Source organism: Chitinophaga rhizosphaerae, from assembly GCF_003958645.1.
Taxonomy (GTDB): domain Bacteria; phylum Bacteroidota; class Bacteroidia; order Chitinophagales; family Chitinophagaceae; genus Chitinophaga; species Chitinophaga rhizosphaerae.
The window spans coordinates 209,363-231,813 of sequence record NZ_RXLO01000009.1 but is presented as its reverse complement, the minus strand read 5'-3'; the positions used below and the strand labels follow the sequence as shown (position 1 = coordinate 231,813).

24 protein-coding genes are annotated in these 22,451 nt (G+C 55.2%); 12 read left to right on the top strand and 12 right to left on the bottom strand.

Annotation, left to right across the window (positions count from 1 at the left end; all coding sequences use genetic code 11):
* Positions 1-19: 19 nt before the first annotated feature.
* The 8 genes from EJ361_RS20405 to mraZ all read right to left on the bottom strand — a co-directional run bounded on the left by EJ361_RS20405 (position 20) and on the right by mraZ (position 9,273).
* Positions 20-1,186 carry an FtsW/RodA/SpoVE family cell cycle protein gene (locus EJ361_RS20405; RefSeq protein ID WP_126247727.1) on the bottom strand — a complete coding sequence of 389 codons (1,167 nt, stop codon included), beginning with the start codon at positions 1,184-1,186 and terminating at the stop codon, positions 20-22.
* Positions 1,187-1,204: 18 nt separating this feature from the next.
* Positions 1,205-2,548, bottom strand: a complete 1,344-nt coding sequence (gene murD / locus EJ361_RS20400; protein ID WP_126247725.1) for a UDP-N-acetylmuramoyl-L-alanine--D-glutamate ligase — start codon at positions 2,546-2,548, stop codon at positions 1,205-1,207.
* 5 nt (positions 2,549-2,553) lie between these two features.
* Complete coding sequence (gene mraY, locus EJ361_RS20395; RefSeq protein ID WP_126247723.1) at positions 2,554-3,801, bottom strand: phospho-N-acetylmuramoyl-pentapeptide-transferase; 1,248 nt, start codon at positions 3,799-3,801, stop codon at positions 2,554-2,556.
* A gap of 18 nt (positions 3,802-3,819) precedes the next feature.
* Entirely contained in the window at positions 3,820-5,289 is a 1,470-nt protein-coding gene (locus tag EJ361_RS20390; protein WP_317126945.1) for a UDP-N-acetylmuramoyl-L-alanyl-D-glutamate--2,6-diaminopimelate ligase, read from the bottom strand.
* Between the two features lie 5 nt (positions 5,290-5,294).
* Complete coding sequence (locus EJ361_RS20385) at positions 5,295-7,397, bottom strand: penicillin-binding protein (protein ID WP_126247721.1); 2,103 nt, start codon at positions 7,395-7,397, stop codon at positions 5,295-5,297.
* Positions 7,398-7,431: 34 nt separating this feature from the next.
* A complete protein-coding gene (locus EJ361_RS20380; RefSeq protein WP_240646693.1) occupies positions 7,432-7,806 on the bottom strand; it encodes an FtsL-like putative cell division protein in 375 nt (124 codons plus the stop codon).
* Positions 7,807-7,882: 76 nt separating this feature from the next.
* Positions 7,883-8,791, bottom strand: coding sequence for a 16S rRNA (cytosine(1402)-N(4))-methyltransferase RsmH (rsmH, locus tag EJ361_RS20375; protein ID WP_126247719.1), 909 nt, complete (start codon positions 8,789-8,791; stop codon positions 7,883-7,885).
* Positions 8,792-8,802: 11 nt separating this feature from the next.
* Positions 8,803-9,273 carry a division/cell wall cluster transcriptional repressor MraZ gene (mraZ, locus tag EJ361_RS20370; RefSeq protein ID WP_126247717.1) on the bottom strand — a complete coding sequence of 157 codons (471 nt, stop codon included), beginning with the start codon at positions 9,271-9,273 and terminating at the stop codon, positions 8,803-8,805.
* A 307-nt stretch (positions 9,274-9,580) separates the two neighbouring features.
* Here mraZ and EJ361_RS20365 point away from each other — a divergent pair, with 307 nt between their 5' ends.
* From EJ361_RS20365 to EJ361_RS20325, 9 genes are all read left to right on the top strand, one after another.
* On the top strand, positions 9,581-10,414 hold the full coding sequence (locus EJ361_RS20365) for an outer membrane protein assembly factor BamD (protein WP_126247715.1): 834 nt from the start codon (positions 9,581-9,583) through the stop codon (positions 10,412-10,414).
* Positions 10,383-10,724: a DNA-directed RNA polymerase subunit omega gene (locus tag EJ361_RS20360; RefSeq protein ID WP_126247713.1), complete on the top strand. Its 342-nt coding sequence runs from the start codon at positions 10,383-10,385 to the stop codon at positions 10,722-10,724. Before EJ361_RS20365 ends, EJ361_RS20360 begins: the two co-directional genes overlap by 32 nt.
* 76 nt (positions 10,725-10,800) lie before the next feature.
* Positions 10,801-12,006 carry a bifunctional phosphopantothenoylcysteine decarboxylase/phosphopantothenate--cysteine ligase CoaBC gene (gene coaBC, locus EJ361_RS20355; protein WP_126247711.1) on the top strand — a complete coding sequence of 402 codons (1,206 nt, stop codon included), beginning with the start codon at positions 10,801-10,803 and terminating at the stop codon, positions 12,004-12,006.
* Positions 11,999-12,916 (top strand): type IX secretion system protein PorD, encoded by a 918-nt coding sequence (porD, locus tag EJ361_RS20350; RefSeq protein ID WP_126247709.1) that lies wholly within the window; start codon positions 11,999-12,001, stop codon positions 12,914-12,916. The genes coaBC and porD overlap by 8 nt, the downstream gene beginning before the upstream one ends.
* Before the next feature lie 9 nt (positions 12,917-12,925).
* Positions 12,926-13,402 (top strand): DUF4296 domain-containing protein, encoded by a 477-nt coding sequence (locus EJ361_RS20345; protein ID WP_126247707.1) that lies wholly within the window; start codon positions 12,926-12,928, stop codon positions 13,400-13,402.
* Positions 13,403-13,474: 72 nt separating this feature from the next.
* Positions 13,475-14,167, top strand: a complete 693-nt coding sequence (locus EJ361_RS20340; RefSeq protein ID WP_126247705.1) for a CoA transferase subunit A — start codon at positions 13,475-13,477, stop codon at positions 14,165-14,167.
* An 8-nt stretch (positions 14,168-14,175) separates the two neighbouring features.
* A complete protein-coding gene (locus tag EJ361_RS20335; protein ID WP_126247703.1) occupies positions 14,176-14,832 on the top strand; it encodes a 3-oxoacid CoA-transferase subunit B in 657 nt (218 codons plus the stop codon).
* 41 nt (positions 14,833-14,873) lie between these two features.
* A complete protein-coding gene (locus tag EJ361_RS20330; RefSeq protein WP_164714341.1) occupies positions 14,874-15,677 on the top strand; it encodes an aminotransferase class IV in 804 nt (267 codons plus the stop codon).
* 77 nt (positions 15,678-15,754) lie between these two features.
* The gene (locus EJ361_RS20325; protein ID WP_126247699.1) at positions 15,755-17,053 is read left to right on the top strand and encodes a cryptochrome/photolyase family protein; all 1,299 of its coding nucleotides are present in this window, start codon (positions 15,755-15,757) and stop codon (positions 17,051-17,053) included.
* 33 nt (positions 17,054-17,086) lie between these two features.
* Here the strand turns inward: EJ361_RS20325 and EJ361_RS20320 are convergent, their stop codons facing one another.
* Together EJ361_RS20320 and mqnB are read right to left on the bottom strand one after the other, a co-directional pair.
* The gene (locus EJ361_RS20320) at positions 17,087-17,878 is read right to left on the bottom strand and encodes a 1,4-dihydroxy-6-naphthoate synthase (protein ID WP_126247697.1); all 792 of its coding nucleotides are present in this window, start codon (positions 17,876-17,878) and stop codon (positions 17,087-17,089) included.
* A 12-nt stretch (positions 17,879-17,890) separates the two neighbouring features.
* Positions 17,891-18,550, bottom strand: coding sequence for a futalosine hydrolase (mqnB, locus tag EJ361_RS20315; protein WP_126247695.1), 660 nt, complete (start codon positions 18,548-18,550; stop codon positions 17,891-17,893).
* A gap of 36 nt (positions 18,551-18,586) precedes the next feature.
* On the opposite strand from mqnB, the gene EJ361_RS20310 reads away from it, so the two are divergent.
* The 3 genes from EJ361_RS20310 (at position 18,587) to fabD (ending at position 20,663) form a co-directional block, all read left to right on the top strand.
* Positions 18,587-19,024, top strand: a complete 438-nt coding sequence (locus tag EJ361_RS20310; RefSeq protein ID WP_240646692.1) for a 6-pyruvoyl trahydropterin synthase family protein — start codon at positions 18,587-18,589, stop codon at positions 19,022-19,024.
* Positions 19,025-19,045: 21 nt separating this feature from the next.
* Positions 19,046-19,651, top strand: coding sequence for a GTP cyclohydrolase I FolE (gene folE / locus EJ361_RS20305; protein ID WP_126247693.1), 606 nt, complete (start codon positions 19,046-19,048; stop codon positions 19,649-19,651).
* 112 nt (positions 19,652-19,763) lie between these two features.
* The gene (gene fabD, locus EJ361_RS20300) at positions 19,764-20,663 is read left to right on the top strand and encodes an ACP S-malonyltransferase (protein WP_126247691.1); all 900 of its coding nucleotides are present in this window, start codon (positions 19,764-19,766) and stop codon (positions 20,661-20,663) included.
* A gap of 75 nt (positions 20,664-20,738) precedes the next feature.
* On the opposite strand, the gene EJ361_RS20295 is transcribed toward fabD, so the two are convergent.
* Both EJ361_RS20295 and EJ361_RS20290 read right to left on the bottom strand, forming a co-directional pair.
* The gene (locus EJ361_RS20295) at positions 20,739-21,185 is read right to left on the bottom strand and encodes a GNAT family N-acetyltransferase (protein WP_126247689.1); all 447 of its coding nucleotides are present in this window, start codon (positions 21,183-21,185) and stop codon (positions 20,739-20,741) included.
* Positions 21,186-21,202: 17 nt separating this feature from the next.
* Positions 21,203-22,423 (bottom strand): trans-sulfuration enzyme family protein, encoded by a 1,221-nt coding sequence (locus tag EJ361_RS20290; RefSeq protein WP_126247687.1) that lies wholly within the window; start codon positions 22,421-22,423, stop codon positions 21,203-21,205.
* Positions 22,424-22,451: the final 28 nt, after the last annotated feature.

The window sequence follows — 22,451 nt, the reverse complement described above, 5'->3', positions numbered from 1 at the left end:
ACAATTCGGTTTTATATGATTATGCGGCCACTGCCTGTGCAGCTACCGCCTGTTTGTTTTCTGCTTCCTCCACATGCCGCGATACGCTGAGGATGATGCCGATGGAAAGACTGGTAAATATTACCGACGATCCTCCCATACTCACCAGCGGCAACGTTAACCCCGTTACGGGTAACAGGTTCACGTTCACTGCCATATGCATCAGCGCCTGGATCACCAGCGTCACACTCAGGCCGAGGGCCAGGAATGCGCCGAAGGCGTACGGACAATTTTTGAAAATCCGGATACTTCTGAGGAGTAAAATGAGGTAAGCGGCCATCACCAAAAAGGCGCCAAAGATACCATACTCTTCAAGAATAATCGCAAAAATAAAATCGGAATACGGGTGCGGAAGAAAATTTCTTGCCGTACTGTTTCCGGGCCCTTTCCCGAGCAACCCGCCGTTCACGATCCCGATCTTCGCCTGCTGCACCTGGTAGGGCTCTTCGTGCGTTTCCGCAGATGTAAAGCTCTCGATGCGGTTCATCCATGTTTTGGTACGGCCTTCCATGCCCGTGAGCTTCGCAACGCCGAACATCAACACTACGAGCACCAGTCCCGCCGCCACCATTCCTGCGAGATATTTCAGCGGCACTCGGCCGATGAAGCACAGCAGCATGCAGCTCGCGCCGAGCAGCAGGGCGGTAGACATGTTCGCCGGCATGATAAGCCCGCAAATCACGACAACCGGCAGAATGATCGGAAGGAATCCCTTCTTGAAATCATCGATCACACCCTGTTTTTTCGACAGCTGCCGCGCCACGTACATGAACAATGCCAGCTTCGCGATGTCGGAAGTCTGGAACGTCAGGTTGATGACCGGCAGTTTGATCCACCGGCTCGCATCGTTCAGGTTAGAGCCGAATGCGAGGGTGTACATGAGCAGGGGGATCGATAAAAGAAACCCGATCTGCGCCACCCGGGAGTAAATCGTATAATTCACCCGGTGGGCGAAGTAAATGATGAGGATCCCGAGGATAAGTACCGACAGCTGTTTAAACAGGTAGTATTCCGTGTGCCCGCTGTAAACGCGGTATGCCAAAGAGCCTGTGGAACTGTACACTGCCAACAAGCTTACCGCAGACAGGAAGAACACGATCGTCCATATCACCTTGTCGCCTTTCGTCTTTTGAAGCAAGTTGTTCACGTTGTTCCGTTTTTGTTGTTAGAGTTCCCTCACCGCATCCTTGAAGGCGCGGCCTCTCTCTTCATAATTCTTGAAGAGGTCGAAGCTTGCGCATGCAGGCGAGAGTAATACCACGTCGCCTTTGCTGGCCAGGTTGAAGGCCTGGGCCACGGCGTCTTTCATGTTATCGGTATTCACCATCACTTCCATGTCTTTGGACAGGGATTCGTGAATGGGGCGATTGTCGACCCCGAGGCAAACGATCGCTTTAACTTTTTCGCGGACCAGTTCGCGGATGGCGCTATAGTCGTTCCCCTTGTCCACACCGCCCATGATCAGGATCACGGGGCGTTCCATGCTTTCGAGGGCGAACCATACGCTATTGACGTTCGTGGCTTTACTGTCGTTGATAAAATCCACTCCGCGCACGGTAGTTACGTATTCCATCCTGTGCTCCAGGCTGGAGAACGTGCTGAGGCTTTCCCGGATCTTTTCTTTCCGGATATCCATCGTGCGGCCTGCAATCCCTGCTGCCATTGAATTATACAAATTATGCTTACCTTTTAATGCCAGATCGTACATCGACATAATTACCGGTTCGTCTTCTTTCACCTGAATGTTCAGCTGGTCGTTCGTTATGAATCCACCTTCTTTCAATTGTTCCATAATGCTAAAAGGTATTGTTGTAGAATAAATGGGTTTCTTGGCTATATGTTCCCGGATCACCGGGTCGTCTATACAATAAATAAAATAATCTTCCCTGGTCTGGTTCATGGCGATGCGGAATTTGCTTTCCACATAATTCTCCATTTTGTACGCGTACCGGTCGAGGTGATCGGGCGTGATATTGAGGAGAATGGCCACGTTCGGTTTGAAGTCCACGATATCGTCCAGCTGAAAGCTGCTCACTTCCACCACATAATAATCAGCCGGTTCGGTTGCTACCTGTTTGGCGTAGCTCACCCCGATGTTCCCTACCAGCGCGGCGTTGAGGCCGGCGGTCTTGAAAATCCAGTGGGTGAGGGCCGTGGTGGTGCTTTTGCCGTTGCTGCCGGTGATGGCGATCACCTTACTCGTATCCTTGCTGAAGCGCCAGGCGAATTCGATCTCGGATATTACGGGAACCCCGCGCTCGCGGACCTTCTTCATCAGTTCCGACTTCTCGGGGATGCCGGGCGATTTCACGATCTCGTCGGCCCCGAGGATCACGTCCCACGAATGATGCCCTTCTTCGAATAGAATGCCGTTCACCGCCAGTTCCTGTTTGTACAGGTCTTTGATGGCGCCACCGTCAGACACGAATACCTCGTATCCCTGCTTTTTCCCCAGCAGGGCCGCACCAATGCCGCTTTCTCCGGCTCCGAGTATGACGAGTTTTTTCATGTTGACTATCTCATTTTCAATGTGGCGATGGCGAATACGACGCACATGATCGTCACGATCCAGAAACGCACGGCGATCTTGCTTTCATGATATCCGAGTTTCTGGTAGTGATGGTGGAGCGGGCTCATGAGGAACACGCGTCTTCCTTCACCGTATTTCTTCTTCGTATACTTGAAATATGCCACCTGGATCATCACGCTGAGGCTTTCCACGAAGAAAACGCCGCAGATGATGGGCAGTAACAATTCTTTCCTGACGATAATGGCCAGCGAAGCGATGATGCCCCCCAGCGCCAGGCTCCCCGTATCGCCCATGAACACCTGGGCGGGGTAAGCGTTGTACCAGAGAAACCCGACACAGGCCCCCACGAACGCGGCGATGAAGATCGACAGCTCGCCGAGGTGCGGGATATACATGATATTCAGGTATTCCGCGAACTGGATGTTGCCGCTCACGTAGGCGAATATGCCGAAGCAGACCCCGATCACGGCCGAGACGCCCGTCGCCAGGCCATCCAGCCCATCCGTCAGGTTCGCTCCGTTGGAAACGGCGGTGATGATGAGGATCACGATGAGGATGTAGAGCACGAATGTGAATTTCTCCGCACCGGGGATCCAGGAAATCAGTCTGGCATAGTTGAACTCGTGGTTTTTTACGAAAGGGATGGTGGTGATGGGCGTTTTCACGTCCACGAAGCGGTGCCCGTCGGGCGTTACGCGCTCGTTGCTCACCACTTTTTCGTAAGGCGCCAGTTTCTTGCCGTCCATGATCTCGCGGCTCATCACCACGTTTTCATTGAAGTACAGCGTGGTACCTACGATGATGCCGAGGCCTACCTGGCCGAGGATCTTGAACCTTCCCGCAAGCCCTTCCTTATTTTTCTTGAATACCTTGATGTAATCGTCAATAAACCCGATCAGCCCCAGCCAGATGGTGCAAAGGAGGATCAGGAGGATATACACGTTCATCACCCTTGCAAACAGCAGGGTGGGGATCACTATGGCGGAAAGGATGATGAGGCCGCCCATGGTGGGAGTGCCTTTTTTGGTCTGTTCGCCTGCCAGGCCCAGGTCGCGGATGGTTTCCCCGATCTGCTTGCGCTGCAGGTATTTCACGATGCGCTTGCCGAGCAGCAGCGAGATCACGAGCGAGAGCAACAACGCCATGGTGATACGGAACGTGATGAACTGCCACATCCCGGTACCGGTGTAGTTGAACTCGTTTTTAAGATAAGTGAACAGATAGTATAACATATAATTGGTCGTGATCTTCTATTTGTCAAACATTTCCAGGATCTCGCGCAGCACCTGCTTATCGTCGAACGGGTGCTTCACGCCCCGGATCTCCTGGTATTTTTCGTGCCCTTTCCCCGCGATGAGGATGATGTCTTCCGGTTTCGCGAGGCTGACGGCGGTTTTGATGGCTTCGTGGCGGTCGGCGATCGACAGCGTTTTCTTGCGCTGGGTCACATTTACGCCGGCTTCCATTTCTTTGATAATGGCCGCGGGGTCTTCCGACCGCGGGTTGTCTGACGTGAAAATGGCTTTATCCGAATGTTCGGCGGCCACTTCACCCATGATCGGGCGTTTGGTTGTATCGCGGTCGCCGCCGCAACCTACCACGGTGATGATCTGCTCATGGCCCTGGCGGAGGTTTTTGATGGTGGCGAGCACGTTGATGAGCGCATCCGGCGTATGGGCGTAGTCCACGATGCCGATGATGCGTTCGTTTTTCGACACGATGTAATCGAACCGCCCTTCCGCGCCGTTCAGGTTGCTGAGTGCGGCCAGTACGGTATCTTTATCGTCTCCCAGCAGCACGGCGGCGCCGAACACGGCCAGGAGGTTGTAGGCGTTGAATTCGCCGATCAGCCGGAAGTGCACGTCTTTCGCGCCGATCTGCATTACCAGCCCGGTGAGATTGTTTTCGAGGATCTTTCCCTTGAACTCGGCCATGGTGCGCAGGCTGTACGTGGCTTTGCGGGCCTTCGTGTTCTGCAGCATGACGTTCCCCCGCTTGTCGTCCAGGTTCGTGAGAGCGAAGGCGGAGGAAGGAAGGTTGTCGAAAAACGATTTTTTCACCCGGATATATTCGTCGAACGTCTTGTGGTAATCAAGATGGTCGTGCGTGATGTTCGTAAAGAGGCCGCCCGCGAATTGCAGCCCCGCGATGCGTTGCTGGTGAATGGCGTGGGAGCTTACTTCCATGAAAGCGTAATCGCATCCTTCGTTCACCATGTCTGCCAGCAGGGCGTTCAGGTTGATGGGGTCGGGCGTGGTATGCGTTGCCGGAACGATGCGCTCGCCGATCTGGTTCTGCACGGTCGACAGCAAACCGCAATGATGCCCCATCGCCGTGTACAAACGGAACAGGAGCGTGGCCACGGTGGTTTTGCCGTTGGTGCCCGTAACGCCGACGAGCCGCAGCTTGCGCGACGGGTTGTCGTAAAAGTTGCCGGCCATGATACCTGCCGCCTGGTGACTGTTGCTGACGCGCACATAGCAAACGTTGGCGGCCGTAACCTCCGGCATTTCCTCACAGATCACGGCAGCGGCGCCCTGCGCCACCGCTTTCGGGATGTAGGCATGCCCGTCGGCCGCCACTCCGCGGATGGCGATGAACACGTCGCCCGGTTTTACCTGGCGGGAGTCGATATGCAGCGCCTGCACGGCAATGTCGTTATTGCCCTGCACGTCCAGGATCTGCACCTGGTATAATATGTCCCGCAACGTCTTCATCATCTGTATCAGCTCAGTTCTATAATGATCGTTTGTTCTTTTCCGATGTTGGTTCCGCCGGGGAGCGACTGGCTGGTCACTTTTCCCGCGCCGCGGATCACTACGCGCAGTCCTGCGTTTTCCAGCAGGTACAGTGCGTCTTTCAGGCCCATCCCCTTTACATCGGGAACGGTGCCGCTTTGTTGTTTTACCGGTTCGAAGGCCAGTTTTTTCCCTTTCACGTCTGCCTTCACCCAGTTGCTGCTGGAGAGGCTGCCGGAGTAAGGGAGGCCCAGCGTGGCGGCTATGCTTTTCCACTCACTGCCTTTCCCGCCTTTCATGACCATCATGGAATCCAGCCCGCCGTTGCCCGCGAGGTAACGCGGTTTCTTCACGGCCAGGGCGTAGAGCTTGTCGGCCACTTCGCGGAAAACCGGTCCTGCCACGGTGCCGCCGTAGAATTTGGCGGCATGGGGCTTGTTCCGGATCACTACCACGCAGGTGTATTGCGGATCGTCTGCCGGGAAATATCCTGCGAAAGACGATTGGTAAATCTTGTCGGCATAGCCCCGCTTGCCATCCGCGATGAGTGCGGTACCGGTTTTGCCGGCGAAGCGGTAATAGGGCGTTTGCAGTTTGGCGGCGGTACCGTTCAGGACCACGCCTTCGAGCATATCGTGCAGCGCGTTCAGGGTCTTAGCCGAACAGATGCTGTCTGCCACGATCACCGGCTCGAAGTTTTTCACCGGTTGCCCGTATTCCTGGATGCTGTTCACCAGGTAGGGCTTCATCATTCTGCCGCCGTTGGCCACCGCGTTGTACAGCATGGCGGTGTGCATGGGCGTTTGCGTCACTTCATAACCGAACGCCATCCACGGCAGGGTGGTGGCGCTCCAGCTTTTGTTGGCCGTGGTCTTGATCATCGGTTTGCCTTCGCCGAGAAGGTCGATGCCGGTGAGCTCGTCCAGGTGGAGTTTGCGGAGGCGGGCCGAGAATTCGTTCGGCTTCTTCGCATAATATTGATATACCAGCTTGGCCATCCCTACGTTCGAGCTGCGCTCGAATGCACGTTTGACGGTTACGTTGGTGAGGTGATGCGGTTCGGAATCGTATACGATGCGGCGGTTGATGGGCCAGCGGCCGTAATTAAGGTCTACCATCGAGTTCGGCGTGATGTATCCGTCTTCCAGCAGGGCGATCATGGTGGCCAGTTTGAAGGTGGAGCCGGGTTCCCCTTTCTGGATGGCATGGTTCATATCTTCCCAGTAAGAGCCGTCGGGTTGGCGGCCGAGGTTGGCGATGGCCTTGATCTTGCCGGTTTTCACTTCCATGAGGATGGCGGTGCCGTGCACGCATTCGTTCTGGACCATCATCCGCATGAGCGCCGTTTCCACGATGTCCTGCATGTTCACGTCGAGCGTGGTGATGACGTCTTTCCCGTTTTCCGGCTCGATGTCGTACCCTTCCACGGGCATATAGGTGCCGCCGGCGATCCTGCGCATGAGGCGCTTTCCGGTCACGCCGCTGAGATATGCGTCGTAGGTGTTTTCCAGGCCTACGTTCTGCGAGTTGGTGCGGGCGAGGCCGATGGTGCGGTTGGCGAGCAGCTTGAAGGGATTGATCCGCTTGTTCTTGGTCTCAACGATAAGGCCGCCCTTGTTGCGCCCGAGGCGGAACAAGGGGAAAGTGCGGAGCTGCTGGTACTGGTCGAAGCGGATATCGCGCTTGAGGAGGAAGTAACGGTCCTTTTCTTTATAGCCTTCCTGCAATATCTTTTTATAATCGGCCGCGGAGCGGTCCATGAACAGGTTGGCGAGTGCGCGGGAAAGAGAGTCGACGTTATCCTTGAAAACCGTTTTCTTTTTATCGCGCAGGCCGTCGGCTTTGAAGTCGATGCGGATATCGAAGTAGGGGATGGAGGTAGACAGCATGCGGCCCTCTTCGGAGTAGATGGTGCCGCGGTCGGCATCCAGGTCCATATAAGCGGTGTGGAGACTGTCCGACATATTGCGCCAGTAGCTGCCTTCCACCTGCTGGAGGAAAACGGCCCGTCCGACGATGGCGACCGCGAAGATGCCCATGCCGATGAGGCACAGATACGACCGCCATAATATGTCTTTTTTAATCTCCATTTGCCGGGTTAGAATCAGTATCGGTGTGAATTTCCTATTGTTCGTTGTCGGTTTTCGCCTTCGGTTCGATCCGTTGGGGCGGTGTGCTGAGTTCTTTGAGGCCGAGGGGTTCCACGGCTTTGCTCACTTCACTGAGTTTGCTTCTGAACATCAGTTCGCTTTTCACGCTCAGGTATTCCCATTTCAGTTCCTTGATCTGGCGGCTGAGCCGGTTGATCCGGATGACCTTCTTCTCGGCGAGGTGATTATTGGCGATGTATACCAATGCCACTACGGCGAGGAAGAGGATGAAGGGGAGGTTTTCCGTGATCATCCGGTAGTTGATCCGCAGCCGCCATTCCCTCCGCGGCGCTGCCGGGGTGCTTTCCTGCGGTATTTCCGCTGATATGTCTTTTACTTCTTCCTGCAAACCTTTACGTGTTTAGCGATTGATGATGCTGACAGTATATTCGGTAAAAGGGGATGATAGGATGGAAGTAACAACTTTAGCGTTTCTCCGCGACCCGGAGCTTTGCGCTCCGGCTTCTGGGGTTCTCTTTCAGCTCGGTGGCGCCGGCCGTGACCGGTTTCTTCGTGACCAGGCTGAACACTTTCGGCGGGGTTTCGAAGCTGTACGGGTTTTCGTCCACCGTTTCGAAACTGCCGTTCTTCATAAAGTTCTTCACCAGCCGGTCTTCCAGTGAATGGAAGGTGATGATCGACAGCCGGCCGCCGGGTTTGAGCACGGCGGTAGACTGGGTGAGGAGGTCTTTCAATGCCCCCAGCTCGTCGTTCACCTCGATCCGCAGCGCCTGGAATACCTGTGCGAGGTATTTGGCCGGATTGCCTTTCACGATGGGCTGGATGAGCGATTTGAATTCCCCGATGGTCCGCAGCGGATGTGCTTTCCGGAGCGTAACGATGGTTTTGGCCAGCGTGCGCGAATTGGTCACTTCGCCATAGTCCTGGAACAGCTGGTGCAGGTGGTGCTCGGAATAAGTGGTGAGCACGTCTGCGGCGGTCAGCTTCGCGCGGTTGTCCATCCGCATGTCCAGCGCCCCGTCGAACCGCGTGGAGAACCCTCTCTCCGCCGTGTCGAACTGGTAGCTGGAAACCCCGAGGTCGGCGAGTATCCCGTCGGCGCCCAGCGCCTTATGCAGTTTGCAAAAACGCTCCAGGTGCCGGAAATTCTCGCGGACGAACGTGACCCGCTCGTCCGGGATGCGGTTGCGGTAGGCGTCTTCGTCCTGGTCGAACACCACCAGCCGGCCCTGCGGCCCCAGGTGCGAAAGTATCGCCCGGGAATGACCGCCGCCGCCGAAAGTGGCGTCGATATACAGGCCGTCTGGCCGGATCTGCATATGCTCGATCACTTCCTGGAGAAGGACGGGCTGATGATAGAAACCTGCTTCCATACGTACCGTTTTTACAACCCGGGAATATTGCTACCGTCGGGCGACATGACCTGTTGGGCCAGATTGCTGAAGGCTTCCGGTGAAAAATTATCAAAGAACTCCTGGTATTTGGCCTTGTCCCATATCTCGATCTTGTTGTTGGCGGCGGCCAGGACGATGTCTTTGTCCAGCCCCGCATGTACGGCAAGGTTCTTCGGGATGTTGAGGCGGCCTGCACTGTCCAGCTCCACAATGGTTGCACCATTCAGAAAATAGCGGCGGAATTCCCTAACTTTCGGATCAAAATCGTTCAACTTGGCAATTTTCTCCTGGATAGGCGTCCACTCACGCATCGGGTACAAGGTCAGGCACTTCTCGAAGCCGCGGTTCAGCACAAACTGGGCCCCAGCGTCTTCCGGCAACTGCCGTTTAAACCCGGCAGGGAGCAGGAAACGCCCTTTTGCGTCCAGCGTAGATTCATATTCTCCTAAAAAGCCCGTCATGCTTCGTTTTAGTACCTGATTACCATTTTCTAACACAAAATAACACTTTTTCCCACTTTTAACCGAAAAAATGTATTCTATATTTTTTCCACACGAGGATCGTGCCTACAGGCGCAGGTTTGAGGTGTGCGGGAGAAGGTGGGTTGTGGATAAAGTCGGGGGTATGTGGAAAAAATGTTTATAACCGGGGTTTTGTTGTTGAAAACGCGCCGTGGGACGGAAATCCGCTTTTTTGCAAATTTTTAACGGCCATCCATTATGTCAAGTCCGGATTTTGCTTTTAATTCGTACCTTTGCGATTCTTTTTATGAGGAAAATTTTCTTACTAGCTGGCCTTGTGGCCCTTACGCTCGCTACTGTTTCCTGCAACCGGGAACTCAGACGCATTGAAAAAAGCAATGACCTGGACAAGAAGTTAGCGTATGCCGATAAAATGTACGAGAAGAAGAAGTACCAGATGGCCCAGACCTTATATGAGGAAATGATCCCCGTATTCAAAGGCACTGACAAATTCGAGCCGCTGTATTATAAATACGCCTACTGTTCTTTCTACCTGAAAGATTACACCCAGGCCGCCTTCCACTTCAAAAATTACCTGGACGCCCTGCCATCCAGCCCCCGGGCCATGGAGATCGACTATCAGCAAGCCTATTGCTATTATAAACTCTCCCCCAAGGTTGCGCTGGACCAGACCAATACCATGAAGGCCATCGCAGCCATGCAAACCTTCATCAACACCTATCCCCAGTCCGACAAATCCACCGAGGCCTCCGTCGTGATCGACCTCCTCCGCCGGAAACTGGAACAGAAAGATTTTAACGCCGCCGAGCTGTATTACAACCTCGGCCACTATAAAGCATCGGGTGTGGCCTTCAAAAGCCTTATGCGCGCTTACCCGGACTCCGAGCGGAGCGACAGCTATAAGTACATGGCTATCAAGGCATATTATAACTATGCCAGGAACAGCGTACATTTCCGCCAGAAGGAGCGATACGAAACCGTCGTAAACGAATATCTCGAGTTCAATGACCGCTATCCCTCCAGCAAATTGCGCGGGGATGCCGAAAAATACTTTACCTTAGCAAAAAATAACATTAAAACGCTGGAAAATGAGCAAAATAAAACGGAGTCTGTCCAGTAGCCTGAACCCCTGGGTTGAGACTAAAAACACGACCGATATCAAAAACAGAACCGGTAATCTGTACGAATCCATTGCCATTATTGCCAAAAGGGCAAACCAGATCAATATTACCGTGAAGGAAGAGCTCCACTCCAAACTGGAAGAGTTCGCCTCCCACACGGATAACCTGGAAGAAGTGCACGAGAACAAAGAGCAGATCGAAATCTCCCGTTTCTACGAAAGAATGGCAAATTCCGCCATTCAGGCTACCCAGGAATTCCTGGACAATAAGATCTATTTCCGCAAAAACGACGACGATCTGTATTCCTGATCCTTCGTTGTATTTGTGAAAAATACTAATTTCATAGCGGCAGAATATCGTTGTTCTGCCGCTTTTATTTTGCCAGATGTTACAAGGTAAGAAGATCCTACTGGGCGTTTCCGGCAGCATCGCCGCCTACAAGGCTGCCCTGCTCGTGCGCCTCCTCGTCAAGGAAGGCGCCCAGGTGAAGGTGCTCATGACCCCCTCCGCCTGCGATTTCATCACGCCCCTTACGCTCGCCACCCTATCGAAACAGGAAGTCGGCGTCCATATCTCCGAACACGGCAGCTGGAGCAACCACGTAATGCTCGGCCGCTGGGCAGACGTCATGCTCATCGCCCCCGCATCCGCCAACACCATCGCCAAAATGGCGGGCGGCATTTGCGACAACCTCCTCCTCGCCGTGTACCTTTCCGCCACCTGCCCCGTCCTTTTCGCACCTGCGATGGACGAAGATATGTGGCTCCACCCCGCCACCAGGGCCAATGTCGGCAAACTGCTCGCCTATGGCCACCGCCAGCTCCCCGTTCACCGAGGCGAACTGGCCAGCGGCCTCTTCGGCGAAGGCCGCATGGCCGAACCCGAAGCCATCGTTTCCTTCCTCTACAACTTCTTTTCCGGCAGGCCGGACGGGCAACCCCTCAAAGGCAAAACCGCCCTCGTATCCGCCGGCCCCACCCAGGAACCCATAGACCCGGTACGCTTCATCAGCAACCATTCCAGCGGTAAAATGGGCATCGCCATCGCCGAAGCCCTCGCCGAAGCCGGCGCTTCCGTACACCTCGTGCTCGGGCCCACCCCCCGCGAAACCCACCACGCCGGGGTCTCCACCGAAAAAGTGACGACCGCCGCACAGATGTTCGACGCCTGCACGGCCTTCGCGCCGAAGGCGGACATCCTCGTCATGGCCGCCGCCGTGGCGGATTATCGACCGCGCGACGTAGCCGACAAAAAAATCAAGAAGAAAGACGACGAAATGAACCTCGAACTCGAGAAAACGGCAGACATCGCCCGGGCTCTCGGCGCTTCGAAGAAAAACGGTCAAACCCTCGTCGGATTTTCCCTCGAAACCAATAACGAACGCGAATACGCGTTGAAGAAACTGAACGACAAACGCCTGGACATGGTGGTCCTCAATTCCCTGAACGACCCCGGCGCCGGCTTCAACTTCGATACCAATAAAATCACCCTCCTCCGTGCCGATGGCCAGGAGCGCCAGCTTCCCCTGCAATCCAAGCAGGACGCTGCCAGGGAAATCGTTTCGGCTATAATCGACATGCAACATGGGTAAACAACTTCTCGCTTTCTGCCTTTGTTTGATGGCATCCCTTGCCGCGGGCGCCCAGGAATTCCGCGCCAATGTTTCCGTTCAGGCCGCCCAATTGGGCACCAACGTGGAAAAACGCATCTTCAACACCCTCCAGACCGCCCTCAACGAATTCATCAACGGCCGGCGGTGGACGGACGACGCGTTCACCACTTCCGAACGCATCGAATGCAACTTCCTCCTCAACGTAACCCAGGACCTGGGGAACAATACCTACCGCGCGAGCCTCACCGTGCAGGCGGGCCGGCCCGTCTACAACACGAGCTATACCTCCAGCATTTTCAATACCCAGGATAACAACCTGGTTTTCCGCTACGTAGAGTTCCAACCCATGGAATTCAACGAACAGCGCATTTCCGGCAACGATCCCCTGGCATCCAATCTCACCGCGGTTGTCGCCTATTATTGTTATATCATCTTAGGGCTGGATTACGATTCGTTTTCCCCCCGCGGCGGCGACAATTATTTTAAAAAAGCCCTTAATATTGTGAATAACGCCCCCGACGGAAAAGACGTTTCCGGGTGGAAGGCTTTCGAAGGTAACCGCAACCGTTACTGGCTGCAGGACAACCTGCTGAACGTCAAGTTCGCGCGGTTCCACGACGTGATGTATACCTATCACCGCCTGGGGCTCGACCAGATGTACGAAGACGTGAACAAGGGCCGCGCCGCCATCATGAATTGCCTGAACATGTTGATGGGCATCCAGGAAGACCAGCCCAACTCGATGGTGGTGCAAAGCTTTTTCGCCGCCAAGAACGAAGAGCTGATGAAACTCTTCTCCAAGGCGCCGCCGCAGGAAAAAATGCGGGCCATCCAGATGCTGTCCGTCCTCGATGTGCCGAATGCCAACAAGTACCAGCAAATGAAGTAATATAAGAGTATGAAGAATTGGAGAAAGATAGCGGGTGTCCTCTTCATCGCAGCCCTCATGGCTGCCTGCGGCGAAGCGGACCGTACACCGAAAGGCGTATTGGGAAAAAATGAAATGCGCGATATTTTGCTGGATATGAACTATGCAGACGTGTTTGCGCGCGAGCAGATGATGGAAGGCCGCAGTTCGGTAGACATCACGGAAGCCATGCGCGATTCGGCGAGCAAAACCCTGTATGCACAGATCCTGCTGCTTCACAAAACCGACCGCGAAACGTTCACGAAAAGCTGGCAATTTTACGAATCGCATCCAGACAGGCTGGAGGCGATCTATAAAGATATGGCCGACGTGGTGCGCCGCAAGCGCGAAGCCATCGATTCCACCGACCGGGCGCGAAATGAAAGAGAACAGCGCAAATTGGGCCGCACCCGTATGGATTCCCTGTTCTGGCCCAGCCCGGATAGTTTGAAACTGAATATATTCTGACGTTATACACACCAAAACATGAAACGCCCCGGGAGGCGTTCCATCTTTCGGTTACAAACAAAAACTGAGAAGATGAACAAGATCGTTGCAAACGCCGACGAGGCCATCGCCGATATCCCCAACGGCGCCACCCTCATGCTCGGAGGATTCGGCCTGTGCGGCATTCCGGAAAACTGTATCGCAGCCCTTGTGCGCAAGGGCGTAGGCAACCTGACGTGTATCTCCAACAATGCGGGGGTAGACGATTTCGGGTTGGGATTGTTGCTGAAGACAAGACAGATTAAAAAGATGATGTCGAGCTACGTGGGCGAGAACGCCGAGTTCGAGCGGCAATTGCTGTTGGGCGAGCTGGAGGTAGACCTTATTCCGCAGGGCACCCTGGCCACGCGCATCGCCATGGCGGGGATGGGCATTCCTGCTTTTTTCACGCCGGCGGGTTTCGGGACGGAAATTGCGGAAGGGAAGGAGACGCGGCGTTTCGGGGAGAAGGATTATCTCATGGAACTGGCGCTGCCGGCCGATTTCGCCATCGTGAAAGCCTGGAAGGGCGACCGGATGGGGAACCTCGTTTTCCGCAAAACCACCCGCAACTTCAGTACTTCCATGGCGCGGGCGGGCAATGTGACCATCGCGGAGGTGGAGGAACTGGTGGAACCCGGGCAATTGGACCCGGACGAGATCCACGTTCCCGGGATATACGTGCACCGCATCTTCCAGGGGCACGATTACGAAAAACGCATCGAAAGAAAAACCGTCAAAATCTGATTTTCGCTATGGCTCTTGATAAATACGGCATCGCCAAACGCATCGCGCAGGAATTGCGCGACGGGATGTATGTGAACCTGGGGATCGGCATTCCCACACTCGTGTCCAACTTCGTTCCGCAGGGCATTTCCATCATGCTGCAATCCGAAAATGGCATGCTGGGCATGGGGCCCTACCCGACGGAAGAAGGCATCGACCCCGATCTCATCAACGCCGGGAAAGAAACGGTGACCATCCTGCCGGGTGGCGCCTTCTTCGACTCCGCCGAAAGCTTCGGCATGATCCGCGCCGGGAAAGTTGACCTCACCGTGCTGGGCGCCATGGAAGTCTCCGACTCGGGCGATATCGCCAACTGGAAAATCCCCGGGAAAATGGTGAAAGGCATGGGCGGCGCCATGGACCTCGTGGCTTCGGCCAAAAACATCATCGTAGCCATGATGCACACCAATCCCAAAGGCGAAAGCAAATTGCTGCCCCAATGCACCCTGCCGCTCACCGGCGTGCGCTGCGTCAGGAAAATCGTCACCGAAATAGCCGTGCTCGATGTTACGCCCGAAGGGTTCCGGCTACTGGAACGCGCGCCGGGCGTGAGCGTAGACGAAATCAAAGCCAAAACGGCCGGCCGGCTGGTCGTTGACGGCGATGTTCCCGAAATGGTTTTATAATCGTAACTTACGGTATGCAATTGTGTTATAACGGAAGATTTATGGCGGCCGACAAACCGTTGCTCACCGTAGATAACCGCAGTTTCCGGTATGGCGACGGGTGCTTCGAAACCATGAAAGTGTACCAGGGGCAACTGTTATTGGCGGACCTGCATTTCGAACGGCTGGTCGCCAGTTTGCATATCCTGCATTTTCATATTCCGCCGCATTTTACGAAAGACTATTTCATCGACCTCATCCAGCAACTTTGCCGGACCAACGGCGTGAGCGACCTGGCGCGTGTACGCCTCACCGTATGGCGCGCGGGAACGGGACTGTATGACCCGGTCGATCATACCCCGCATTTCCTCATCCAGTCCTGGGAATTGCCGGACCATATTTTCGAACTGAACAGCACGGGGCTTTCGCTGGACGTGTTCCCCGACGCCGTGAAAACCGGCGACAAGCTCAGCAACGTCAAATCCAACAACTGCCTGCCTTACGTGCTGGCCGCCATGTACGCCCGTCAGCACGAGGTGGCCGAAGCCGTTTTGCTCAATCAATACGGCCGCGTGGCGGATACGACCGTAGCGAACGTGTTTATCGTGAAAGACGGCGATGTGTTCACACCACCGCTGACGGAAGGATGCGTGTGCGGCGTGATGCGCAAACACATCCTCACCACCGATTTCCCGTTCCGCATCCAGGAGCGGGTGCTGACCGTGCGCGATCTGCAAACGGCCGACGAGATTTTTCTTACCAACGCCATCTACGGCATCCGCTGGGTGGGCGAATTCGGCGATACCAGTTACGGGAACGCCACGTCCGCCATCCTGCACGACTTGCTGTACGAATCCATGTTGTAAGTTCGACGTATCTTCGATTTTCCATCTGACTTGAACTTTTCCGCCCGGGGAGCAGCATCGCCTGTTAAAACCTGCGCATGAAAATTGTTATCTGCTGGCTTCGCCGCGACCTTCGCCTGCACGACCAGGCTGCATTATACCACGCCCTCCGCAGCGGTTGCCCCGTTGTGCCCGTGTTCGTTTTCGACACTGAAATCCTCGACGACCTGGAAGACCGGGCCGACCGCAGGCTGCAATTCATCCACGATGCGCTGTCCGGCCAGCAGCAGCAGCTGTTGAAACTGGGAAGCACTTTGCATGTATATCACGGCCCCCCCGCCGCCGCGTTCCGGTATTTCACGGAAGTGTACGATGTAGCCGGGGTTTTCGCCAATCACGATTACGAGCCATACGCCTGTAGGCGCGACGAAGCCATCGGCGCGCTTCTCCGGGAAAAAGGCATTCCATTCAAAACCTTCAAAGACCAGGTGATTTTCGAAAGGGGGGAAGTGTTGAAGGATAACGGGGAACCCTATACGGTGTTCACGCCTTACAGCCGTAAATGGCTGGCCGCCATGGAGCCGTTTTTCGTCAAATCCTATCCAACGGAAAAGTATTTCGGCAATTTCCATCTGCAGGACGGGCGCCCCATCCCTTCGTTGCCCGACATCGGCTTCGCGCCCACGCGCCGCGATTTCCCGGCGCCCGATCCGGAAGACGCATTAATAAAACATTACGATCAAACCCGCGACTATCCTGCCATTCCGGGCACGAGCCACCTGAGCGTGCATCTCCGCTTCGGGACGGTGAGCATCCGCGAACTGGTGCGCCGCGCCATGAAACTGAACGATACATTCCTGAAGGAGCTGATCTGGCGCGAGTTTTACCAGATGATTCTGTGGCATTTCCCGGATGTGGTGCATGCGTCATTCAAAAAGGAATACGACAACATCGCCTGGCGGAACAACGAGCGGGAATTCCGCGCCTGGTGCGAGGGACAGACCGGTTACCCCATCGTGGACGCGGGAATGCGCGAGCTGAACGAAACCGGTTACATGCACAACCGCGTGCGGATGGTGACGGCGAGTTTTCTCACCAAGCACCTGCTGATCGACTGGCGCTGGGGCGAAGCCTATTTCGCGAAAAAGCTGCTCGATTACGACCTGGCGGCCAACAACGGCGGCTGGCAATGGGCAGCGGGCTCCGGCTGCGACGCGGCGCCGTATTTCCGGGTGTTCAATCCCACGTTGCAGGCGCAGAAATTCGATAAGGAAGGAAAATATATCCGGAAATGGGTGCCCGAGATCGATGAACTCACTTACGTTCAGCCGGTCGTCAATCATGAAATGGCGCGGAAACGGGCGCTGGAAGTGTACGGGAAGGGACTGAAGCCCTGATATGCGAATACTGAAACCAATGCTGAATTAGCGCTATAGCATGCCTGCTTTCTCCTTCAGCACCTCGATCGCTTTGTGGCCCTGTTCGCCTAAATTCAGGCTGAAGTCGTTGACATACAATTCGATATGCTGCCGCATCACCTGCTCGTCCATCTCCTGGGCGTGTTCCTTGACATAAGGAGCGAGGGTAGGGTAGTTGGCGAAAGAAAACTGCAGGGATTTTGCGATGAGGGCGTCTACCTGCCGGGCGGTGGTTTCGGGAATGTCTTTGCGGATGAAAATGCCGCCCAGCGGGATGGGATGACCGGTTTTTTCTTCCCAGAAAGCGCCGAGGTCGGTGATTTTTACGAGGCCTTTTTGCTGGTAGGTAAAGCGGTTTTCGTGGATAATGACGCCGGCGTCTGCCCGGCCGGAAATCACCGCCTGTTCGATGTCGGAGAAAACCATGATGTCCTTGTTTTTCGCGTCGGGGTAAGCGATGGAAAAGAGGAGGTTGGCGGTGGTATTTTCTCCGGGGATGGCGATTTTCAGGTGTGGGATCTGTTCGGGGGAAAGGGGCTCCCGGGCAATGAGGAGCGGGCCACAACCCCGGCCCAGCGCGCTTCCGCTGTTGAGGAGACGGTATTTGTCCGCCACACGGAGACCGGCGGCGAAGCTCAGTTTCGTGATGTCCAGTTTACCCTGGAGGGCCCATTTGTTGAGGGTTTCCACATCCTCCAGCCGGGTGTCGAACTGCAAACCCTCCGTATCTATCTTTCCATTCACCAGTGCGTCGAAAATGAAAGTATCGTTCGGGCAGGGCGAAAATCCTAAGCTCAGTTGCATATATCGTTCTTTTTATCGTTCGTTATTCCATTCGTTGATCGTATCGCGGAGCAGCCCGTTGAGCCGGGCCACCGCCGATTTGATGTCCCACTTCGATTTGTCGCGCTGTTCCACGTAATTGGATACGGTGCGCAGCTGGAGAAAGGGGACGTTTTCCATCAAACCCGCATAATGCAGCGCCGCGCCTTCCATGCTTTCGAGCGTGGGGGCGAACTGCTGTTCCAGTCGGGCGATGGTGACGGCTTCGCCGGATACGGTATTGACGGAAACGGCGGATGCCCGGGGTAGCTGCGCCAATGCCGGTGGCATCCTGTCAAACGGATTCAATAAAAAATTATTCGTAAACGGGTGCTGATCATGCTTCCAGAGCCCAATGCCGAAGAGGTCCCGGAAAACGCCGTTGTCTTCCGCCCCCAGGTCGCCGAAATACTCCTTATCCACCAGCAGCGCGTCGCCCAGCTTCACGTTCCGGTCGAAAGTGCCCGCGATGCCGGCCTGGAGCACCAAAGCGGGCTTATCGGCGGCCGCGAGGCGCTTTCCCAGCGCAAAAGCCGCGCTGAACAGGCCGATGCCCGTGATAACCGTTTCTACGTCCGTTCTTCCGGATTCCTTCAGCCAGGCGATCGTGGGTTGGATTTCCGCCTCCGTAGCGGCGGCAACGAGCAGTTTCATCCCATAAAGGTACGTTTTCGACGAATTGCTTTAACTTTGCAGAAATTTATCAAGGAACAAATGATCTATTTGACGCGCGTCGAGCATTTTAATGCCGCGCACAAGTTGTACAATCCGCAGTGGAGCAAGGAGCAAAACCACGAAGTTTTCGGCAAATGCGCCAACGACAACTGGCATGGGCACAACTATGAACTGCACGTAACGGTAAAAGGCGTACCCGATCCTGAAACCGGTTTTGTATTCAACGCCAAAACGTTAGGGGTCCTGATCAACGATGTGGTGGTTGAGAAGCTCGACCATAAGAACCTGAACCTCGACGTGGATTTCATGAAAGACAAATTCACTTCCGCGGAAAACGTGGCCATCGCCATTTGGGAACAACTCGAAAAACATCTGCCGGGAACCGTTCAGCTTCATTGCATCAAGTTGCACGAAACTTCCAAGATCTACGTGGAATACTATGGCGGTAAATAACCAGTAAAAACACAGCAGCACATGGCTTACAATAAAGAAGAGCAGTACGACGAATCAGTGACGAACGGGTTGAAGGAGTTTTACCGCAATAGCATTGCCCTGCTGGGCGAAGACCCCGGGCGCGAAGGGCTGGTGAAAACCCCTGAACGGATGGCCAAAGCCATGCAGTTCCTCACACAGGGTTACCAGCAAGACGCGAAGGAAGTGCTGAACGGCGCCAAATTCACGGAAGCGTACAGTGAAATGGTGATCGTGAAAGACATCGAATTGTATTCCATGTGCGAGCACCATATGCTGCCTTTCTTCGGAAAAGCGCACGTGGCCTACATTCCCAATGGTTTTATCACCGGGCTGAGCAAGATCGCCCGGGTGGTGGACATTTTCAGCCGCCGCCTCCAGGTGCAGGAGCGCCTCACCCACCAGATCCTGGACGCCATCCAGGATACGCTGCAGCCCCAGGGCGTGGCCGTGGTGATCGAAGCGCAACACCTGTGCATGATGATGCGCGGCGTGCAGAAACAAAACTCCGTCACCACCACGTCCGCTTTCAGCGGCCAGTTCGAAGACGGCGCCACCCGTGCCGAATTCATGAAACTCATCAGTTCCGACCTCATGGGCCGGCGCTAATCAGCCGTTATCATATTGATCCAAAACACATATGGTTTGACCCGGACACTTCCGTGCTGGATTAAACCATAATTTTTTATATATATTTGCCATCTGATAATTAATCATATCAATGAAGCACGCATTCGTTTTTCCCGGTCAGGGAGCACAATTTACCGGTATGGGCAAGGCTTTTTACGAACAAAGCCCCAAGGCCCGCGATCTCTTCGAGCAAGCCAACGAACTGCTCGGATTCCGGATCTCCGACGTGATGTTTGAAGGCTCGGAAGCGGACCTCAAACAAACAAAGGTAACCCAGCCGGCGGTATTCCTCCATTCGGTGATCGGGTTCCTCTGCCTGGAAAACGCCCGTCCCGACATGACGGCCGGCCACTCCCTCGGCGAATTCTCCGCCCTCGTGGCCAATGGCGCCCTCGGCTTCGCCGACGCGCTCAAACTCGTGTCTATCCGCGCCAACGCCATGCAGAAAGCCTGCGAGATCACCCCGTCCACCATGGCCGTGGTGCTCGGGCTCGACGATGCCAAAGTGGAAGAGATCTGCGCCACCATCACGGACGATACCGTGGTGCCCGCGAACTATAACTGTCCCGGCCAGCTCGTGATCTCCGGCACCAAAACCGGCATCGCCAAAGCCATGGAGCTGCTCAAGGCCGCCGGCGCCAAACGCGTTATGGAGCTCGCGGTAGGAGGGGCTTTCCACTCGCCGCTCATGGCGCCCGCCCAGGCAGAACTACAGGCTGCCATCGAATCTATCGCGTTCAACTCGCCCAACTGCCCCGTTTACCAGAATGTGGCAGCCAAAGCCGTGACCAATCCCGCCGAAATCAAACAGAACCTCATCACCCAGCTCACCGGCGCCGTGAAATGGACGCAGTGCGTTCAGGCCATGGTAGCCGATGGCGGCGCCCGCTTCACCGAAGTAGGCCCGGGTAAAGTGCTGCAGGGGCTCATCGCTAAAATCGACAAGAACGTTGCGACCGACGGCGTGAGCGATACGCTTGTGCTGGCGTAACCCTTCGCCGAACGATATAAAAAAAGCGTCCCGGTTCCTCAGAGCCGGGACGCTTTTTTTATTATTCCGTCCACATCACAGATCGATGCTGACGTTCAGCCATTCCGGATCGAATTTGGCGTTGTATTTTTTGTAGAAATTGATGGCGGGCCCGTTCCATTCCAGCACCTGCCACATCATGCCGCTGAAACCTTTTGCCCGCGCTTCTTCGAGCAGGCGGTCGAACAACAGTTTGCCGAGCCCTTTGCCACGGTAGCTTTCAGACACCACGATGTCTTCGAGCCACATGCGGGTCCCTTTCCAGGTGGAATAGCGTATATAATACAGGGCCATTCCGGCGACAATACCGTCTTCTTCCGCTACAAATGCCCACCATACCGGGTTTGGGCCGAATCCCGATTCCTCGAAATGTTCCAAAGTCACCGTCACCTGTTCGGGTGCTTTTTCATATAATGCCAGTTCCCGCACCAGTTCCATCATGCGGGCGCAATCTTTTCTTTCAGCGTTGCGGATCGTAATCATGCTGCAAATATAGTTGTTTAGGCGAGGGCCTGGTCGAGATCGGTGAGGATATCCGTTACCGATTCGATGCCTGTGCTCATGCGGATGAGCCCGTCGGTGATGTCGTATTTCTCGCGCAATTCTTTCGGGACGCTGTAGTGGGTCATGGAAGCCGGGTGGCAGATAAGCGTATCGGTGGTGCCGAGGCTCACCGCGCGGAGGCACATTTTCAGCTTGTCGATAAACCGCTTGCCCGCGTCCAGCCCGCCTTTCAGCTCAAAGCTCAGCATGGCGCCGGCATGTTTCATCTGCCGCGATGCGATCATGAAATCGGGGTGATCGGCAAGGCCGAGATAGTTCACGGTGGCGATGGCCGGATGCCCGTCGAGGAAGCCGGCCACTTCCATCGCGTTGTGGCAATGCCGCTCCATGCGCACTTCCAGCGTTTTGATGCCCTGCGTGAGCATAAATGCGTCGAACGGGTTGGAGTTGGCGCCGAGGAGGCGGTGCACCTTTTCCACCGGGCCGTTCATCAATTCCACATCGCGCCCGATCAGCACGCCGCCGATCGCGGTGCCATGACCGTTGAGGAATTTGGTGGTGGAATGGAAAACGTAATCGACCCCGTAGGCGAACGGTTGCTGGAGGTACGGCGTGGCAAAGGTGTTGTCTACCGCCGTGATGACGTTTTTCGCTTTCGCCAGGCCGGTCAGCACTTCCAGGTCTACACAGCGAAGTGTAGGATTGGCGGGCGTTTCGAGGTACATCATTTTGATGGAAGGGTCCTTTTTCAGGATGTCTTCAGCGGCGTTCAGGTCGCGGAGGTCCATGATGATGGCTTCGATGCCCAGGGGCGGGAGGATCTTGCGGAACAGTTCGTCGGTTCCGCCGTAGAGCGAATAATGCGATAGTATCTTATCGCCCGACTTGAGATGGGCGAGGAAGAGCGTGGAAAGGGCGCCCATGCCGGAGGCGTGCAGTTTCGCCTTGAGAACGAGCGGGTTGCCGTCTGGCCCCGTAAGCCCGAAAGCTTCGAGCGCGGCGATCTTGGCTTCCGCTTCCCGGAAATTGGGAGAATCCCAGCGGGAGTAGATGAATCCGTCTTCCTGGCCGCTGAAACGGCGCATGCCCTGTTCGGCGGAGTCGTACACGTAGGTGGAAGAAGCGTAGATAGGCGTGAGATGGGCGTACCTGGGGTCCTGTTCGTGACCGGCGTGGATGCAGACGGAACTGAAGCCAGTGAGTGGTGAAGGGTTCATATCGTTTGAATTATTTTTTGGTAATGAT